General features: G+C 29.7%; 15 protein-coding genes and 1 other annotated feature. All 15 genes read left to right on the forward strand.

Annotation, left to right across the window (positions count from 1 at the left end; translation table 11 throughout):
* Positions 1 to 89 precede the first annotated feature (89 nt).
* A complete protein-coding gene (gene codY, locus I4U58_RS01050; protein WP_195929082.1) occupies positions 90 to 875 on the forward strand; it encodes a GTP-sensing pleiotropic transcriptional regulator CodY in 786 nt (261 codons plus the stop codon).
* Positions 876 to 964: 89 nt separating this feature from the next.
* Entirely contained in the window at positions 965 to 2,233 is a 1,269-nt protein-coding gene (locus I4U58_RS01055; RefSeq protein ID WP_195929084.1) for a replication-associated recombination protein A, read from the forward strand.
* A 270-nt stretch (positions 2,234 to 2,503) separates the two neighbouring features.
* Entirely contained in the window at positions 2,504 to 3,280 is a 777-nt protein-coding gene (locus tag I4U58_RS01060) for a GNAT family N-acetyltransferase (protein ID WP_195929086.1), read from the forward strand.
* Between the two features lie 161 nt (positions 3,281 to 3,441).
* Positions 3,442 to 3,915, forward strand: a complete 474-nt coding sequence (locus I4U58_RS01065) for an Rrf2 family transcriptional regulator (protein ID WP_195929088.1) — start codon at positions 3,442 to 3,444, stop codon at positions 3,913 to 3,915.
* A 12-nt stretch (positions 3,916 to 3,927) separates the two neighbouring features.
* On the forward strand, positions 3,928 to 5,127 hold the full coding sequence (gene nifS, locus I4U58_RS01070) for a cysteine desulfurase NifS (protein ID WP_195929090.1): 1,200 nt from the start codon (positions 3,928 to 3,930) through the stop codon (positions 5,125 to 5,127).
* 155 nt (positions 5,128 to 5,282) lie between these two features.
* Positions 5,283 to 5,729 carry a Fe-S cluster assembly scaffold protein NifU gene (nifU, locus tag I4U58_RS01075; RefSeq protein WP_195929092.1) on the forward strand — a complete coding sequence of 149 codons (447 nt, stop codon included), beginning with the start codon at positions 5,283 to 5,285 and terminating at the stop codon, positions 5,727 to 5,729.
* A 147-nt stretch (positions 5,730 to 5,876) separates the two neighbouring features.
* Positions 5,877 to 6,965: a tRNA 2-thiouridine(34) synthase MnmA gene (mnmA, locus tag I4U58_RS01080; protein WP_195929094.1), complete on the forward strand. Its 1,089-nt coding sequence runs from the start codon at positions 5,877 to 5,879 to the stop codon at positions 6,963 to 6,965.
* 119 nt (positions 6,966 to 7,084) lie between these two features.
* Positions 7,085 to 7,302: a binding site (T-box leader), on the forward strand.
* Between the two features lie 67 nt (positions 7,303 to 7,369).
* Positions 7,370 to 10,009: an alanine--tRNA ligase gene (gene alaS, locus I4U58_RS01085; RefSeq protein WP_195929096.1), complete on the forward strand. Its 2,640-nt coding sequence runs from the start codon at positions 7,370 to 7,372 to the stop codon at positions 10,007 to 10,009.
* Between the two features lie 73 nt (positions 10,010 to 10,082).
* Positions 10,083 to 10,343 carry an IreB family regulatory phosphoprotein gene (locus I4U58_RS01090; protein ID WP_195929098.1) on the forward strand — a complete coding sequence of 87 codons (261 nt, stop codon included), beginning with the start codon at positions 10,083 to 10,085 and terminating at the stop codon, positions 10,341 to 10,343.
* 42 nt (positions 10,344 to 10,385) lie between these two features.
* Positions 10,386 to 12,590 (forward strand): hypothetical protein, encoded by a 2,205-nt coding sequence (locus tag I4U58_RS01095; RefSeq protein WP_195929100.1) that lies wholly within the window; start codon positions 10,386 to 10,388, stop codon positions 12,588 to 12,590.
* A gap of 102 nt (positions 12,591 to 12,692) precedes the next feature.
* Positions 12,693 to 13,118 (forward strand): Holliday junction resolvase RuvX, encoded by a 426-nt coding sequence (gene ruvX, locus I4U58_RS01100; protein ID WP_195929102.1) that lies wholly within the window; start codon positions 12,693 to 12,695, stop codon positions 13,116 to 13,118.
* 109 nt (positions 13,119 to 13,227) lie between these two features.
* Complete coding sequence (locus I4U58_RS01105) at positions 13,228 to 13,518, forward strand: DUF1292 domain-containing protein (RefSeq protein ID WP_330593176.1); 291 nt, start codon at positions 13,228 to 13,230, stop codon at positions 13,516 to 13,518.
* Between the two features lie 197 nt (positions 13,519 to 13,715).
* Complete coding sequence (locus I4U58_RS01110; protein ID WP_195929104.1) at positions 13,716 to 14,159, forward strand: Fur family transcriptional regulator; 444 nt, start codon at positions 13,716 to 13,718, stop codon at positions 14,157 to 14,159.
* Positions 14,160 to 14,460: 301 nt separating this feature from the next.
* Positions 14,461 to 16,137 (forward strand): ribonuclease J, encoded by a 1,677-nt coding sequence (locus I4U58_RS01115; protein WP_195929106.1) that lies wholly within the window; start codon positions 14,461 to 14,463, stop codon positions 16,135 to 16,137.
* Between the two features lie 123 nt (positions 16,138 to 16,260).
* Positions 16,261 to 17,412 (forward strand): D-alanyl-D-alanine carboxypeptidase family protein, encoded by a 1,152-nt coding sequence (locus I4U58_RS01120; RefSeq protein ID WP_195929108.1) that lies wholly within the window; start codon positions 16,261 to 16,263, stop codon positions 17,410 to 17,412.
* The last annotated feature ends 163 nt before the right edge of the window (positions 17,413 to 17,575 follow it).

A 17,575-nucleotide genomic window follows, 5' to 3' on the forward strand; every position in this document is an offset into this window, starting at 1 on the left:
ATGTTAAGATTACATTGTATAAATGTTATTATGAACATTATTATATTTTGATTTATATTTAGATTGACTTAAATTAAGGAGAGGATTAAATGGCAAGCGAAGTACTACAAAAAACGAGAAGAATTAATAAAACTCTACAAACTAGCAGCGGAAGCAAAGTATCTTTTGACAGATTAGCAGAAACATTAGGCGAAGTTTTAGATGCCAATGTTTATGTTTTAAATACAAAGGGGAAAGTATTAGGATTACATTTAACAGATATACAAGATAGTTCAGTTGTAATAGATGAAGATACTAAACAAAAAAGATTCCCAACTGAATACAACGAAAGCTTACTTAAAATATCAGAAACACTAGATAACTTAACTGGAGAAAAATTAGTTCAATTATTCCCAGATGAACATAGTAGAAGTGAAAAATATCTTACAATAGTTCCTATACTTGGAAGTGGACAAAGATTAGGATCACTAGTATTATCTAGATATGACAAAGTGTTTAACGATGATGACTTAGTTATATCAGAATACAGTGCTACTGTAATAGGTATGGAAATATTAAAATCTTTAAGTGAAGAATTAGAAGTTGAAATGCGTAAAAAAGCTGTAGTTCAAATGGCAATAGGTACGCTTTCTTACTCTGAACTTGAAGCTGTAGAGCATATATTTAATGAATTAAACGGAAATGAAGGTCTATTAGTAGCTAGTAAAATAGCTGATAGAGTTGGAATAACAAGATCAGTAATAGTAAATGCTTTAAGAAAATTCGAGAGTGCAGGGGTTATAGAATCTAGATCATTAGGTATGAAGGGAACTCATATAAAAATACTTAACGATAAATTAATACCTGAATTAAAAAAAGTAAGAAATAATTATTAATTAAAAATTAATTTTAGGAATCCTTCTTTATATAAAGAAGGATTTTTTGATATAAAAAATTTATACTATTTAGTAGATAAGGAGGCAACATGCAACCTTTAGCAGATAAATTAAGACCAGAGACTATAGAAGATATGGTAGGACAATCTCATATTATTGGAAAGGGAAAGATAATAAATAGATTAATTGAAAATAAAACTATTCCAAATATGATTTTATATGGACCACCAGGAACAGGAAAGACGACATTGGCAAATATAATAGCTAATGTTACAGGTAAAAAATATATAAAATTAAATGCAGTAAATTGTGGTGTAAAAGAAATAAAAGAAGTTATAGATAATAGTAAAAGAGATTTATTTTCATATAACGGCATTATATTAATGCTAGATGAGATACAAGCACTAAATAAAAAACAACAGCAGGCATTGTTGGAGGTAATTGAAGAAGGTTCTGTTACTTTAATTGCTAGCACAGCAGACAATCCTTATTTTGTTGTCTATAAAGCTATACTAAGTCGAAGTACTATATTTGAATTTAAGCCTATACAAAAACAAGATATATACTTAGGTTTAAAGAGAGCTGTAAATAGATTAAAACCAATGTATACATATGAAAATATAAATGTAGAAGATGAAGCTCTTAGATATATAGCAGAGACTTGTAATGGCGATATGAGAAGTGCATTAAATAAATTAGAGTTAGTTTTTAATATTGGAATTGATGTAGGGACAAATAGCGTGAATATAACATTAGAAGATACTATAAATTGTTCTAGTGTCAAAATATTAAACTATGATAATAAAGGTGACGATAGCTACTCTGTATTATCAGCTTTTCATAAATCTCTCAGAGGTTCTGATGAAAATGCGGCACTACATTATTTAGCTAGACTTATAAAGTCACAAGATATCCAATCTATAATTAGAAGGTTGTTGTGTGTTGCAAGTGAAGATGTAGGTTTAGCTGTGCCACAAGCTATAACAATAACTAATGCATGTGTTGAAGCTGCACTAAAACTAGGATTTCCAGAGGCAAGATTGCCATTAGCACAAGCTACTGTATATTTAGCAAGATGCCCGAAATCAAATTCAGTAGCAGAGGCTATCGATATGGCATTATACGATTTAGACAATATAGAAACAGGTGAGATACCGAATCATCTAAAAGATGCACATTATGCAGGGGCGGCGAAATTAGGAAGAGGTGTTGAATATAAATATCCTCACAATTATCTTAATAACTATATAAAACAACAATACCTCCCAGATGCTATCAAAGATAAAAAATACTATAAAGCTGGAAATAATAAAAATGAAATGGCATATGAACAATATTGGAACAATTTAAAAAAATAAATTAAAAGACAAACATAACGTTTGTCTTTTTTAATTCTAAGGAAATTATACATTATCTGGTTTGTGGATAATGTATAATTTCCAACCTATTAATTAAAGCAACGGACGGAGTTGTTGGCGATATGAACGCAGTGAATTTTTATTTATTTTTTATTAGAGAATTTATTGATAAAAAAAATGGTAATATTTATAATTAGGTTAGAAAACTTTATTTATAATACATAAAATGAAACGACAGGGGTTGGAGATAGTCGTATTTGGGGGATTCATATGATTAAAATATTAGACAAAAAATATGAAAAGAAGGTTATTGAATATTTAAATCTTGAAAAAGAGATTAATACATTTAACCTACAAGAAATACAGAATTATGGATTTGAAAATGTATTTTATAAGATATATTCAGACATAGATGAATTTGGGAACATAAAAGGGATATTGTTTAAATGTTTTGAATATCTTACTTTTTATGCTTATAAAGACTTTGATGTTGATGGATTTTGTGAATTTATATCTGATATGGAATTTAGCGAGATAAGTGGAAAATCCAGTTGTGTCGATATAATTGCAGAAAAATTAGGATTATTAAAATATAGAAAAGTACATCTATGTGAGCTTGAAGAGATAAATGAAGAGGATAAGGATCTTGATTGTAATTTGAAATTAAAAAAAATAAATGTATTTAATATAAAGAGAGTAGTGAATTTATATGAGCAAATAACTGAATTTCAAAATACGACTTTAGAAGGTTTAAGATCAAATTTAAAAAGCGGTAGAGGTTATTGCATTGAGTATAGAAAAAAAATAATATCAATGGCAAAATCTACTGCAGAAAATAAAAATACAGCTATGATTATAGGTGTTGGAACACATCCCAAATATAGAAATCAAGGCCTAGCAACAAAATGTCTTATTAAATTATGCGAAGAACTCTTAAAAGAAGGGATAAAGCCATGTTTATTTTATGACAATGAGGAAGCTGGAAAACTATATCGAAAATTGGGGTTTAAAAGAATAGATGAGTGGACAGTATATTATAAAGATTAAAAAAATAGTACTTCAAATACAGTAATTTCAATAGATTGAAAAAATAATTTAATTCTGACTAAAATAGTCTAAATTAATGTTGACAAAATTACTCGAGTATAATACAATTATAACAGTAAGATAAATCCTACTAAAAAAGTAGGAATAAAAAGGGTGATAAAATGAAACTATCAACTAAAGGTAGATATGGGCTCAAGGCTATGTTTGAATTATCACTTAATCATAGTAAGGGGCCAGTATCTATAAAAAATATTGCTGCCAAACAAAATATACCAGAGCAATACTTAGAACAGATTTTTTCAAAACTAAAAAAAGCAAATTTAATAAAAAGTGTAAGAGGTGCCCAAGGAGGGTATCTATTATCTAGAAAAGCAAGTGAAATAACAGTATATGACATATTGACTGTACTTGAAGGGCCTGTATCAATATCTGATTGTTTGCTAGATAAAGACTCATGTCAAAACTCAGACAGTTGTGTAACAAAATTAGTCTGGGAAAAGATGAGAGATGCCATGGACAATGTTATGAAATCTATTACACTTTGTGATATGGTAAACAATTATAATGAAACTCATAATATAAATAGGTTAGAGAATGATATTTATTGTTTAATGAATAATGAAATAAAAAAATAGGAGATGACAATCATGGAAAAAAGAAGAATATATATGGACTATGCAGCAACTACTCCAGTTAAGTCTGAAGTATTAGAGGCTATGATGCCTTATTACACTACTTACTTTGGAAATGCTTCAAGTTTCCATCAATTCGGTAGAGAAGCAAAAGAAGGTTTAGATAAAGGGAGAGCTCAAGTAGCTTCATTAATAAATGCAGACCCAAGAGAAGTATATTTCACTAACGGTGGATCTGAAAGTGATAACTGGGCTTTAGAAGGAACTGCTTTTGCTAGAAGAAATAAAGGAAATCATATAATAACTAGTAAAATAGAACATCATGCAGTACTACATACTTGTGAATACTTAGAAAAAGTTCACGGATTTGAAGTAACATACTTAGATGTAGATGCTGATGGTAAAGTAGATTTAGAACAATTAAAAAACGTTATAACTGACAAAACAATACTTGTAAGTGTAATGTATGCTAATAACGAAATAGGTACTATACAACCTATAAAAGAAATAACAGAAATAGCTCATGCACATGGCGCTTTAATGCATACAGATGCTGTTCAAGCATGTGGTAATATACCAGTTGATGTTAAAGATTTAGGTGTAGACTTAATGAGTATGTCTGGACATAAAATATACGGACCTAAAGGGATCGGAGCTTTATACATCAAAAAAGGTGTAAAAATCCATAATTTCATGCACGGTGGAGCTCAAGAAAGAAGAAAAAGAGCTGGTACTGAAAATGTTCCTGCAATAGTAGGATATGGAAAAGCTGCTGAAATGGCTAAAAACAACATGGAAAACCATGTTAGAGAACTTACAAGACTTAGAGATAAATTAATGTATGGTTTACAAGAAAGAATACCTCATACAAGAATAAACGGTCATAAAACAGATAGATTACCAGGTACTGCAAATGTATCATTCCAATTTATAGAAGGTGAAGGTATATTATTACTTCTTGACCAAGCTGGAATAGCTGGTTCTTCAGGTTCTGCTTGTACATCAGGTTCATTAGATCCATCACATGTACTTATGGCTTTAGGTTTACCACATGAATTAGCTCATGGATCTTTAAGACTTGTAGTTGGTGACTTTACAACTGAAGAAGATGTAGACTATGTATTAGAAACATTACCACCAATCATAGCTAGACTTAGAGAATTATCTCCATTATATCAAACATATATAAAAGAACATCCAGAAGAAAAAAAATAAGTGATTAATGTATAGATATAATGGGTAAAAAATAAATATACAAAAGAAATAAATGACATTAAAATAAATACACAAAATAGGGCTTAAATTGAAATTAACTTATATTAACTCATAGATAAAAATAAAAAATTAGTAAAATTAGGAGGATTAAGATTATGCAATATAGTGATAAAGTAATGGACCATTTCTTACATCCAAGAAATGTTGGAGAAATAGAAGATGCAAGTGGTGTAGGTGAAGTAGGAAACGCAAAATGTGGGGATATAATGAAAATATTCTTAGACGTAGAAGATGATATAATAAAAGACGTTAAATTCCAAACATTTGGATGCGGTTCTGCAATAGCAAGTTCATCAATGGCTACAGAACTTATAAAAGGTAAAAGTATACATGAAGCTTTAGCTTTAACTAACAAAGCAGTAGCAGAAGCTTTAGATGGACTTCCACCAGTAAAAATGCACTGTTCAGTTTTAGCAGAACAAGCTATAAAAGCTGCACTTGTAGACTACGCTCAAAAAAATAACATAGATATACCAGAATTAGAAGGATTCGAACCAGACCATGACCATGATCATGACCACGGAGTAGAAGACGAAGACTAAGAAAATTTTTAAAATAAATATAAGAAAAATCTTTGGGATAATCTCAAAGATTTTTTCTTGTTTATAGATTTTTTAATAATTAATGTTTTAATGCTTTTAAAATTATTGCAAAATAGATATAATATAAAAACGAGGTGATAAACAAATATGAAAAAGAAAGTAATGATAGGTATGAGTGGTGGAGTAGATAGTTCTGTTGCTGCCTATTTATTAAAAGAACAAGGATATGATGTAATCGGTGTAACTATGAAGTTATGGCAAGATGATGAAGAGTACGAATTAATAGAAAATGATGGCGGATGTTGCTCTTTAGAAGCCGTAGAAGATGCTAGAAGCGTTGCGCAAAAGTTAGGCATACCGTTTTATGTATTAAACTTCAAAGAAGTATTTAAAGAGAAAGTAATCGATTATTTTATAGATGAATATATAAATGGTAGAACTCCAAATCCATGTATAGCATGTAATAAACATATAAAATTTGACGATTTATATAGAAGAGCTAGACAAATAGGATGTGATTATGTAGCAACAGGTCACTACGCTAGAATAGAAAAAGACGAAGAAACAGGAAGATATCTTCTTACTAAATCTGTTACAGATAAAAAAGACCAAACATATGCGCTATATAATCTAACACAAGATCAATTAGAACATACACTACTGCCAATAGGTGAGTTCGAAAAAGAAAAAGTAAGAGAAATGGCTAAAGAACTTGGCTTAGTAGTTCACAATAAACCAGATAGTCAAGAAATATGTTTCGTAAAAGACAACGACTATGCAAACTACGTAAAAAGACATTCAAACACAAGTATAAAAGAAGGTAATTTTGTAGATACTAAAGGTAATGTTTTAGGAAGACATAAAGGAATAGTAAACTACACAATAGGCCAAAGAAAAGGTCTAGGAATAGCATTTGGTAAGCCTATGTTTGTAATAGACATAAATGCTAAAAACAAAACAGTTATCCTAGGTGATAACTCAGACTTATTCCAATACAACTTAATCGCAAAAGACGTTAACTTTATATCAATAGAAGATATAAAAGAACCTATAAGAGTAAAAGCAAAAGTAAGATATGCAGCAAAACCAGCTGATGCGACAGTTTATAAAGTTGCTGAAGATAAAATAAAAATCGTATTTGACGAAGCTCAAAGAGCGATAACAAAAGGACAATCTGTTGTTATGTATGACGGAGATAAAGTTGTCGGTGGAGGAATTATAGAAAGTAGTTTCTAACATAAAAAGACATAAATAATTATTTATGATGACAAATTTATTAAGACAAATTTAAAAGTAAATTATTTATTGACAAAATATGATTTATACTTTAAATTAGTATTAGTAATTTATAAAATAAAAATACAATGAAGAGAAGTAGTAAAATATTTATATGACTTTACAGAGAAAAGGAAATGGTGAGAACCTTTAAGTACAGGATATTTGAAGCAGTCTTGGAGTAGCAATTCGGAGCTTAGTATGAATTGCCGGTAGTTACGTTATAGCTAAGGTTTTCCGAAGATGCCACTTTTTAGTGGTAATTAGGGTGGTACCGCGAATATACCTCGCCCCTATAATTTATTTATAGGCGTGAGGTTTTTTTTATGAAAATAATATTTGAAAATTTTAGGAGGTAATGCAATATGAAAAAAATGGGTTGCAACGAGATTAGAAAATCTTTTACAGATTTCTTCGAATCTAAAGGACATTATGTAGGTAAGAGTTCATCTTTAATACCAAAAAACGATAAAAGTTTATTATTAATAAACTCAGGGATGGCTCCACTTAAAAACTATTTCTCAGGAGTTGAAGTTCCACCAAGAAATAGAATGAGTACAGTTCAAAAATGTATAAGAACGGGAGATATAGAAAACGTAGGTAAAACTGCAAGACACGGTACATTCTTCGAAATGATGGGTAACTTCTCATTTGGAGATTACTTCAAAGAAGATGCTATAAAATGGGCTTGGGAATTCGTAACTAAACATTTAGAAATACCAGAAGAAAAAATATGGGCTACAGTATACTTAAATGACGATGAAGCTCGTGACTTATGGTTAAAATACTCAACTATACCACAAGAAAGAATAGTTAGATTAGGAAAAGACGATAACTTCTGGGAAATAGGATTAGGACCATGTGGACCTTGTTCAGAATTATACTATGACAGAGGTGAAGAATACGGATGTGATAATCCAGATTGTAAACCAGGATGTGACTGTGATAGATACTTAGAATTCTGGAACTTAGTTTTCACTCAATTTGATAGACAAGAAGATGGAAGTTATCCAGAACTTACTCATAAAAATATAGATACAGGTATGGGTCTTGAAAGAATAGGTTGTATAATGCAAGGTGTTGACAATATATTCGAAGTTGACACTATAAGAGCTATAATAGATGAAATAGAAAAAATATCAGGTGTTAAATACGGTTCAGATGCTAAAAGTGATGTATCAATAAGAATAATAACTGACCACATAAGAGCAACAAGCTTTATGATAGCTGATGGAATACTTCCATCAAACGAAGGTCGTGGATATGTTCTTAGAAGATTATTAAGAAGAGCTGCAAGACACGGTAAATTATTAGGAATAAAAGAAGATTACTTATACAACTTATTTGATGTAGTTAAAGAAGTAAGTGGAGAAGCTTATCCAGAACTTATAGAAAAAGAAGGTTACATCAAAAAAGTTATAAAAATAGAAGAAGAAAAATTCAATGAAACTATAGACCAAGGTAGTGAAATACTAAACGGATATATAGAAGAATTAAAAGCAAACAACGAAAGTACATTAGCTGGAGAAAAAGTATTCAAATTATACGATACTTATGGATTCCCAATGGACTTAACTCAAGAAATATTAGAAGAAGTTGGATTTGATTTAGATGAAGAAGGATTCAACGCAGAAATGGATAAACAAAGAGAAAGAGCTAGAAGTGCAAGAGGAAATATGGAAGGTGAAAGCTGGAAAGAAGATCCACTTTCTACATTAGACGCTTCAGTAGCATCTACTTTTGAAGGATATAAACATTTATCTACTACAGGAGTTGTAACTGCTATAGTTAAAGGTGACGAAATAGTAGACACTATAACTGAAGGTGATGAAGCAGTAATAGTACTTGATAGAACTACTTTCTATGCTGAAGGTGGGGGACAAGTAGGTGACTCTGGTATATTAGAAAACGAAAATGCATTATTTGAAGTAATAACTACTAAAAAAGGTGCAAACAATACAATAAAACACATAGGTGTTGTTAAAAAAGGTAGCATAAATACTAAAGATGCATTAAAATCATTAGTAAATAGAGAAATAAGAATGGCATCAGCTAGAAACCATTCAGCTACACACTTATTACACAAAGCTTTAAAAGAAACTTTAGGAGAACATGTTAACCAAGCTGGTTCATTAGTAACTCCAGATAGATTAAGATTCGATATAACTCACTTTGAGCCAATATCAAAAGAAGAGTTAGATATAATAGAAAGAAAAGTAAATGACGTTATTTTACAATCTCTTGATATAGAATGTGAAGTAATGGGAATAAACGAAGCTAAAGAAAAAGGGGCAATGGCTCTATTTGGTGAAAAATATGGAAATGAAGTAAGAGTTGTATCTATGGGAGATTATTCTATAGAACTTTGTGGTGGTACTCACTTAACAAACACTTCTCAAGTAGGATTATTTAAAATATTATCTGAAGGTGGAGTAGCAGCTGGAGTAAGAAGAATAGAAGCTATTACAGGAAGAAGCGTATATGAATACTTAAATTCAAGAGATGAATTAATCGAAGAAGCATGCTCTGCATTAAAAACTAAAGAAGATAACTTAGTAAATAGAGCACAAGCTATAGTAGAAGAAAATAAATCTTTAGCAAAAGAACTTCATGAAGTAAAAGCTAAAATGAGTTTACAATCAGCTGACAAACTTATGGATTCAAAAGTTGATATAAATGGAGTAAGCTTACTTACTGCAAAATTTGAAGATATGGATATGAATTCATTAAAAGAAATGGCAGATAATTTAAGAGATAAATTACAAAGCGGTGTAGTAGCTATCTCTAATGTTAGTGATTCTAAAGTTAACTTCGTAGTTACAGCAACTAAAGATGTTATAGAAAAAGGAATTCACAGTGGAAACATAGTAAAAGAAATAGCACAAATTGCAGGCGGTAAAGGTGGCGGAAGACCTAACATGGCTCAAGCTGGAGCAACTGACGCTACAAAAATAGATGAAGCTCTAAGCTATGCTTGTGAGGTTATAAAAAGCCAAATAAAATAATAGTCTATAAATAACCAAAAGCTCTTATATAATTTGAGCTTTTGGGGATTTTAACTAATGGAGGGCTTTAAGTATGGATAGAAATTTAGATTACACAATGAAATTTGAGGGTATATCAGAAGAAAAACTGAGCATAAAAGAAACTTTACAATATGTTTATGAAGCATTAGAAGAAAAGAAACGTTATGACCCTATTGACCAAATTATAGGATATATACTTTCTGGGGACTCAAGCTATATAACAAGCAATAGAAATGCAAGAAGCATAATAAAAAAATACGAAAGAGATGAGTTATTAAAAGAACTATTAAAAAGCTATCTATCAAAAGAATAGAACAGCTTACCTTACAAGGTAGGATAGAAAGAGGTTGACTTAATGAAGAAAAAATTAATATCACTTTTATTATCACTAATGGTAATTTTAAGTTTTTCTATGTCTAGTGTATATGCTGACACCAACCAACAAGGAAAAATAATATATATTAGTTTAAATAGAACAAGCTTAGAACATTTACTTGAGATACCTATAATACAAAAAAAGACATCTGATAGTGGTTATGTTGCCCTTATGACTACTCGTGGTGATGGATCAAATAGTGATCAAAAATCTTTTGCAAGTATAGGTGCAGGTGTAAGAGCTAATGTTTTAGACCAAGATTATACAATATTTGAATCTTTAGATAAGGATGGAAAGGAACAATTTAAAGCTGTAACAGGCGCAACTCCTTGGGCTATCAATAATCTAAGAATAAATAGAGATTTAAATCAAAACTCTGATTATGGAAGTTATGGTGCAACTCTTGGTACTTTAGGAACAACATTAAACGAAAATGGTTTAAAAGTTGCGCTTCTTGGAAATAGTGATATAATCAAAAACGGTGAACTTAAAAAGATAAGAAATCTAGCTTTAACATGTATGGATAAGTATGGTAGAGTTAAATCTGGAAATGTCGACGACATAAATAAAAATGATAATACTATGCCATATGGTATCTCAACTGACTATGAAAAACTAAAAAAAGAGACAAAAAAATATTATGAAAACAGTGATATTACTTTTGTTGAACTTGGAGATACATACAGATTAGATGAGTTTAGAAAAAATCTAAACGAAAATACTTACAAATCTATGCAAGACGAAATATATAAAAGAGTTAGCGATTACTTGACAGAAGTCTTTGATATGGTAGGTGAAAATGATACTGTATATATAGTAAGTGAATTCCAAAGTAACTTAGATAATCTAAATAAAAGAAGATTAGCGCCAGTTATGAAGTTTACAAAAGACGGATATGGCCTGTTAGAATCAGCTACAACTAGAAATAACGGTATAGTGAGTAATATCGATATAGGTGTAGATATTTTAAATGAATTTGGAATAAAAAATGAGTTAATGATAGGAAAACCATTTAAAACTGTACAAGCTGAAAATGGAATCGAAAAACTGACAAATGACTTTAAGAGAATTGTCTCAATAAACAGCATAAGAGCATCAGTTGTAAACACTTATGTAGGAATAGTATCTGCATCATGGGTTATAGCTATGATAGCATTATTATTTAAAAATAAAATACCTAAAAAAGAAAAAGGTCTAGGTAGAGACCAAATATTTAAAATTCTAAAAGAGTTTATAAAATTAGGACTTATAATGCCGTTAGCATTTTTAACTGCACCAATATTCCAATTTAAAACTCAAACTGGATTAGTAACAGGAGTATTAATAGCAACAATTATCTACTACGTAATAGGATCTACAGTATTTAAAAAGGATGATATTAAACAAATGGGATTCTATGCGTTTTTAACAATAGGATTGATTATACTTGACTGTATAATAGGAACTCCACTTATGAAGAGCAATATAATGAGTTATGATGCTATAAATGGAGCTAGATATTATGGCGTAGGTAACGAATATGAAGGTGTTACTATCGCAAGTGCTGTATTTGCATTAGCTGTTTTATTAAACTACAAAAAAATACCTAAATGGTTAGCAGTCGTATTATCTATAATTATACTAGTTACTAGTGCGATGCCTTCAATGGGAGCAAATGTTGGAGGGGCTATATCAGAATGTGTAGCTTATTTATTATTTATACTTCTTATATTTGATGTTAAGTTAGACTTAAAGAAAATAATTATGATAGGAGTAGCTACAGTATTAGTTGTTGTAGCATTTGCAGGATTAGATTTCTTAATGGGAAGTGAATCTCATTTATCAGTATTTACTAATCAAATAATTCAAGAAGGTCCAGCAGCTATAATCAATACATTTGGAAGAAAAATACAAATGAATATGAAGTTAGCTAAATCAAGTGTATGGGTAAATATACTAATTGTAAGTATTGTTATAATTGGAGCTCTTATATTTAAACCATCTGGATACTTCAAAAAAATCCATGACAGATATCCTATGATATTTAAAGGATTTATGGCTTCATTTGTAGGATGTATAGTAACATTACTAGTAAATGATTCAGGAATAGTAGCTGCATCTACAGCGGCGATTTATATACTAATTCCTCTTATAATAATTAGTATTAATATGAGTTTATTTGATAAAAATAAAGATACAGAATAAATTTTTCTGAAAATCAAAAATTAGTCAGGATTAACCTGACTAATTTTTTTAAGACAAAGCTAAACTAAATATACGAATAATTAATTGATTAAGGAGAACAATATGTTAGATGGAAGAATAATGGGCCTAGATATAGGTGACAAGACAATAGGAGTTGCTGTAAGTGATATAATGGGTATAACAGCACAAGGTGTAAAAACTATAAGAAGAGAGTCTAAGAAAAAAGACATCGAAGAATTAAAAAACATAATAAAAGAAAGACAAGTAAATAAAATTGTATCAGGTCTTCCAAAAAATATGAATGGTACTTTAGGACCACAAGGAGAAAAAGTTTTAAAATTCTGTGATTTAATAAAAGAAGAAACAGGATTAGAAATTGATTTTTGGGATGAAAGATTGACAACAGTAGCAGCAGAAAGATCTCTTATAGAAGGTGATGTAAGCCGTAAAAAGAGAAAAAAAGTAATAGATATGTTAGCTGCAGTAATAATATTACAAGGTTATTTAGATAGCAAGTCAAAATTTTAAATTATATTAAATAAAATATGTTAAAATTTCTATTTATGATATATAATTATATATCATGATAAAAAATGAAAAATTATATCAATAAATTTATTTATAAAAGGAGAAAGACATGAACGAAATGAACGAAAATATAATAACATTATTAGATGAAGATGGCCAAGAGGTTCAATTTGAAGTATGCTTAACTTTAGAAGCAGAAGGGAAAGAATACGCTATATTATTACCATTAGATGAAGAATCTTATGACGATGATGAAGATGTAGCATTAGTATTTAGAATTGATTCTGATGAAAATGGAGATATATTAGTTCCATTAGAAGATGAAGAAGAATATCAAATAGTTGTTGATGTTTACAATACATTAATGGACGAAGAAGGATTAAATGACGACCAATTCTAATTGAGAATTGATTACAAATGGGGGGCTTATGCTCCTCATTTTTTGTTTTAAATAAGATTTAATATCAAAAAATAAATATCTTCAATAGTTGAAATTACTTGAATTATCAGAAGTTAAAATCAAATGAAACGTTGACAAAATAAATAAAATATCGTAAAATAATTAAAAGAGATTATCAGTTGAAAATAGGTGAGTTTATGAAAGAATCAATAGAAAGCATAAAAGGTAGACTTAAGGAAACTGGTTTTAAAATTACACCACAGAGAAGGGCTATATTAGAAATACTATTAGAAAATGACGATAAACATTTAAGTAGTGAAGAGATATATGACATGGTAAGAGTTTCTTGTCCAGAAATAGGACTAGCAACCGTTTATAGAACAATACAACTTTTAAGTGAAGTAGGGTTACTTTCTAAATTAAATTTAGATGATGGATGCATAAGATATGAAATACGTCTTAATAAAGACGAAAAACATAATCATCATCACTTAATATGCGAAAAATGTGGTAGGATTATAGAAACAAAAGAGGATTTATTAGATGGAATAGAAGAGTTAATCCGTCAACAATATAAATTCAATGTTACAGACCATGATATTAAGTTTTTCGGAATATGTGAAGATTGTCAAAAAATATAAGTCCTGAACGGGGCTTATATTTTTTGAAAATAAAATATAAACTAATAAATTAAAAACATACAACTTAAAAATTTTTTAGAGTAATTTTAGAATAAATAATTTTTTATTTTTATAGATTAAAGATTTTATTGATTGAAATTTAAATGATTATAAGTCTTGTCATAATAATTAGAGAAATGTATTACGATTATGGGTTAAAATATCTTCGAATTTATGATACAATAAAATCAGCTGGTAAAAGTGTACGTGATTTAATATTATTTTTTTTTGTAAATTTAAAATTGAATAGACAGAGGAGAGGATGCAATTGTTTAAGAAAAACACCAACAAGATAAAGGTGATGGCTTTAGGTGGTCTTAACGAGATAGGTAAAAACATGACTTTAATCGAATACAAAGACGAGATAATTGTAATCGATGCAGGTCTTAGTTTCCCAGAAGACGAGATGCTAGGGGTGGATATCGTTATACCAGATATCACTTACCTACTTCAAAACCGCGACAAGATTAAAGGTATTTTTATAACACACGGTCATGAGGATCATATAGGAGCTCTTCCATACATCCTAAAGAAAATCGATGTACCTGTATATGGGACGATGCTTAGTATAGGATTAATACAAGTTAAATTAAAGGAGCATAAATTAAGTACAGCTAAATTAAATGTAGTTACTCCTAGACAAATAATTAAACTTGCAAATATGAGCGTTGAGTTTATTAAAAACAACCATAGTATACCAGGGGCATGTTCTATAGCAGTTCATACAGACCAAGGTATTATATACCATACAGGGGATTTCAAAATAGATTTAACTCCAATCGATGGAGATATTATGGACTTACATAGAATATGCGAATTAGGTCAAGAAGGAGTACTTTTATTACTAGCAGATAGTACTAATGTTGAAAGACCTGGATATACTATGTCAGAGAGAACAGTAGGAGCTGGACTAGATGATTTATTTAGAAGAGCTGGTGATAGTAGAATAATAGTAGCAACATTCTCTTCTAATATACACAGACTACAACAAATAATAGATATGGCTAAAAAATGCAACAGAAAAGTAGCTATATCAGGTAGATCTATGGTTAACGTGATAGGTGTTGCTAGAGAATTGGGGTATTTAGATATAGAAGATGAAATGTTAGTTGATTTAAACGATATATCTAAATATAATGATAGTGAGCTTGTAATTATAACTACAGGGACTCAAGGAGAGCCTATGTCTGCACTTGCGAGAATGGCAAGTAGCGAACACAAAAAAGTAGAAATTAAAGCTGGGGATTTAGTAATAATATCAGCTCATCCAATACCAGGAAATGAAAAATTAATTTCAAAAGTTATAAATTTATTATTCGAAAAAGGTGCAAGAGTAGTATACAACGATATCGCTGATATACACGTTTCTGGTCATGCATCTCAAGAAGAATTAAAATTAATAAATGTTATGGCAAAACCTAAATTCTTTATGCCAGTGCATGGTGAGTACAGAATGTTAAAAAGACATTCTGAGCTAGCTCAAGAAGTGGGAATGCCAGCAGAAAATATATTTGTAATGCAAACAGGCCAAGTTCTAGAATTAGATAAAAATTCTGCGAAAGTTACTACTACAGTTCCAATAGGAAATGTTTTAGTAGATGGTTTAGGTGTTGGAGATGTTGGAAATATAGTTTTAAGAGATAGAAAACATCTATCAGAAGATGGATTAATGATAGTTGTTGTAACTATTTCAAAAGAAGACGGAAAAGTTTTAGCAGGTCCAGATATAATCTCAAGAGGATTTGTATATGTTAGAGAATCAGAAGATCTAATGGATGGAGCAAAAACTGTAATAAAAGACGTCTTAAATGAATGTGAAGAAAAAAATATAAAAGAATGGGCTTATTTAAAAAATAATATAAAAGAAAATCTTAAAGAATATCTGTACACAAAAACTAAGAGAAATCCAATGATATTACCGATCATAATGGAAGTATAGAAATAGATTAAAGGGATGCTAATTTTTAGCATCCCTTTTTGCTTGCCAATAATACACTAATTATAAATTTCTGATTTTGGAAAATATACTATATATAGAATAATCATTTGAAGAGGTGACATTATGAAGAAATTTATAGGCGTATTTTTAGCAATAATACTTATTATTAGCCAAAGTACTCTAGTATTTGCAGATAACAATTCAGCCAACTTAAATCTAAAGTGTAAATCTGCTGTCCTTATGGATGTTACAAGTGGACAAGTCTTATATGAAAAAGATTGTCACGAAAAACTACCTCCTGCTAGTGTAACAAAAGTTATGACTATGCTACTTATATGTGAAGCTATAGAAAGTGGAAAAATAAAATTGACAGATGAGGTTACAATAAGCGAGACTGCATCTTCAATGGGCGGAAGTCAAATTTTCTTAGAACCAAATGAAACTCAAACTGTAGATACACTTTTAAAAGGAATAGCTGTAGCGTCAGCAAACGATGCTTGTGTAGCTATGGCTGAATATATAGGTGGCAGTGTAGAAGAATTTGTGGATATGATGAATAATAAAGCAAAAGAACTTGGAATGAAGGATACAAATTTCGTTAACACAAATGGATTGCCAGTAGATAACCACTATACATCAGCATATGATATAGCACTTATGTCGAGAGAGTTATTAAAACATCAAATGATAGAAAAATATTTAACTACATGGATGGATAGCGTTGTTGTAGGTAAAAAACAAGCGAAAATAGGTCTTGCTAATACAAATAAGATGATAAAATACTACAATGGTGCAACAGGAGTAAAAACTGGATTTACAGGGGCTGCAAAATACTGTGTATCAGCATCTGCAAAACGAGGCAAAACTCACCTTGTTGCAGTCGTATTGAGAGGAGAAACTTCTCAAGAGCGATTTAAAGATGCATCTACACTTTTAGATTATGGATTTGCAAATTATGAAAGTATAAAAATATGCTCTAAAGATGAAAAACTATATACATTAAAAATGAGAAAAGCAGATGAAGAAAATATCGATTTAGTGGCAAAAGATGATTTAGGAATATTAATTAAAAAAGGAGATTCTAAAGAATTTACTAAAAAGATAAAAATAAACGACGATATAAAACTTCCTATAAAAAAAGGAACTGTATTAGGAAAAGCTATGATTTATCAAGATAATAAATTAGTAGATGAAGTAGAACTTGTAAACAATAAGCCTATAGAAAAAGCAAGTTACTTACAAATGTTAAAACGACTAGCAGAAAATATACTTTAATAAAAAATAAATATATTTTAAAAGAATAAAAAATCCTCTTTATGATAAAAATCTATTTTAGATAAATATCACAGAGAGGATTTTTTAATAATAATGATGCACTTAAGTAGATTAAGTGAAGAATTAATACTGTGGAGTTCTCAAGAATTTAGATTTATAGAAA

It is taken from the genome of Clostridium sp. 1001270J_160509_D11 (assembly GCF_015667935.1).
Classification (GTDB): Bacteria; Bacillota; Clostridia; order Peptostreptococcales; family Peptostreptococcaceae; genus Intestinibacter.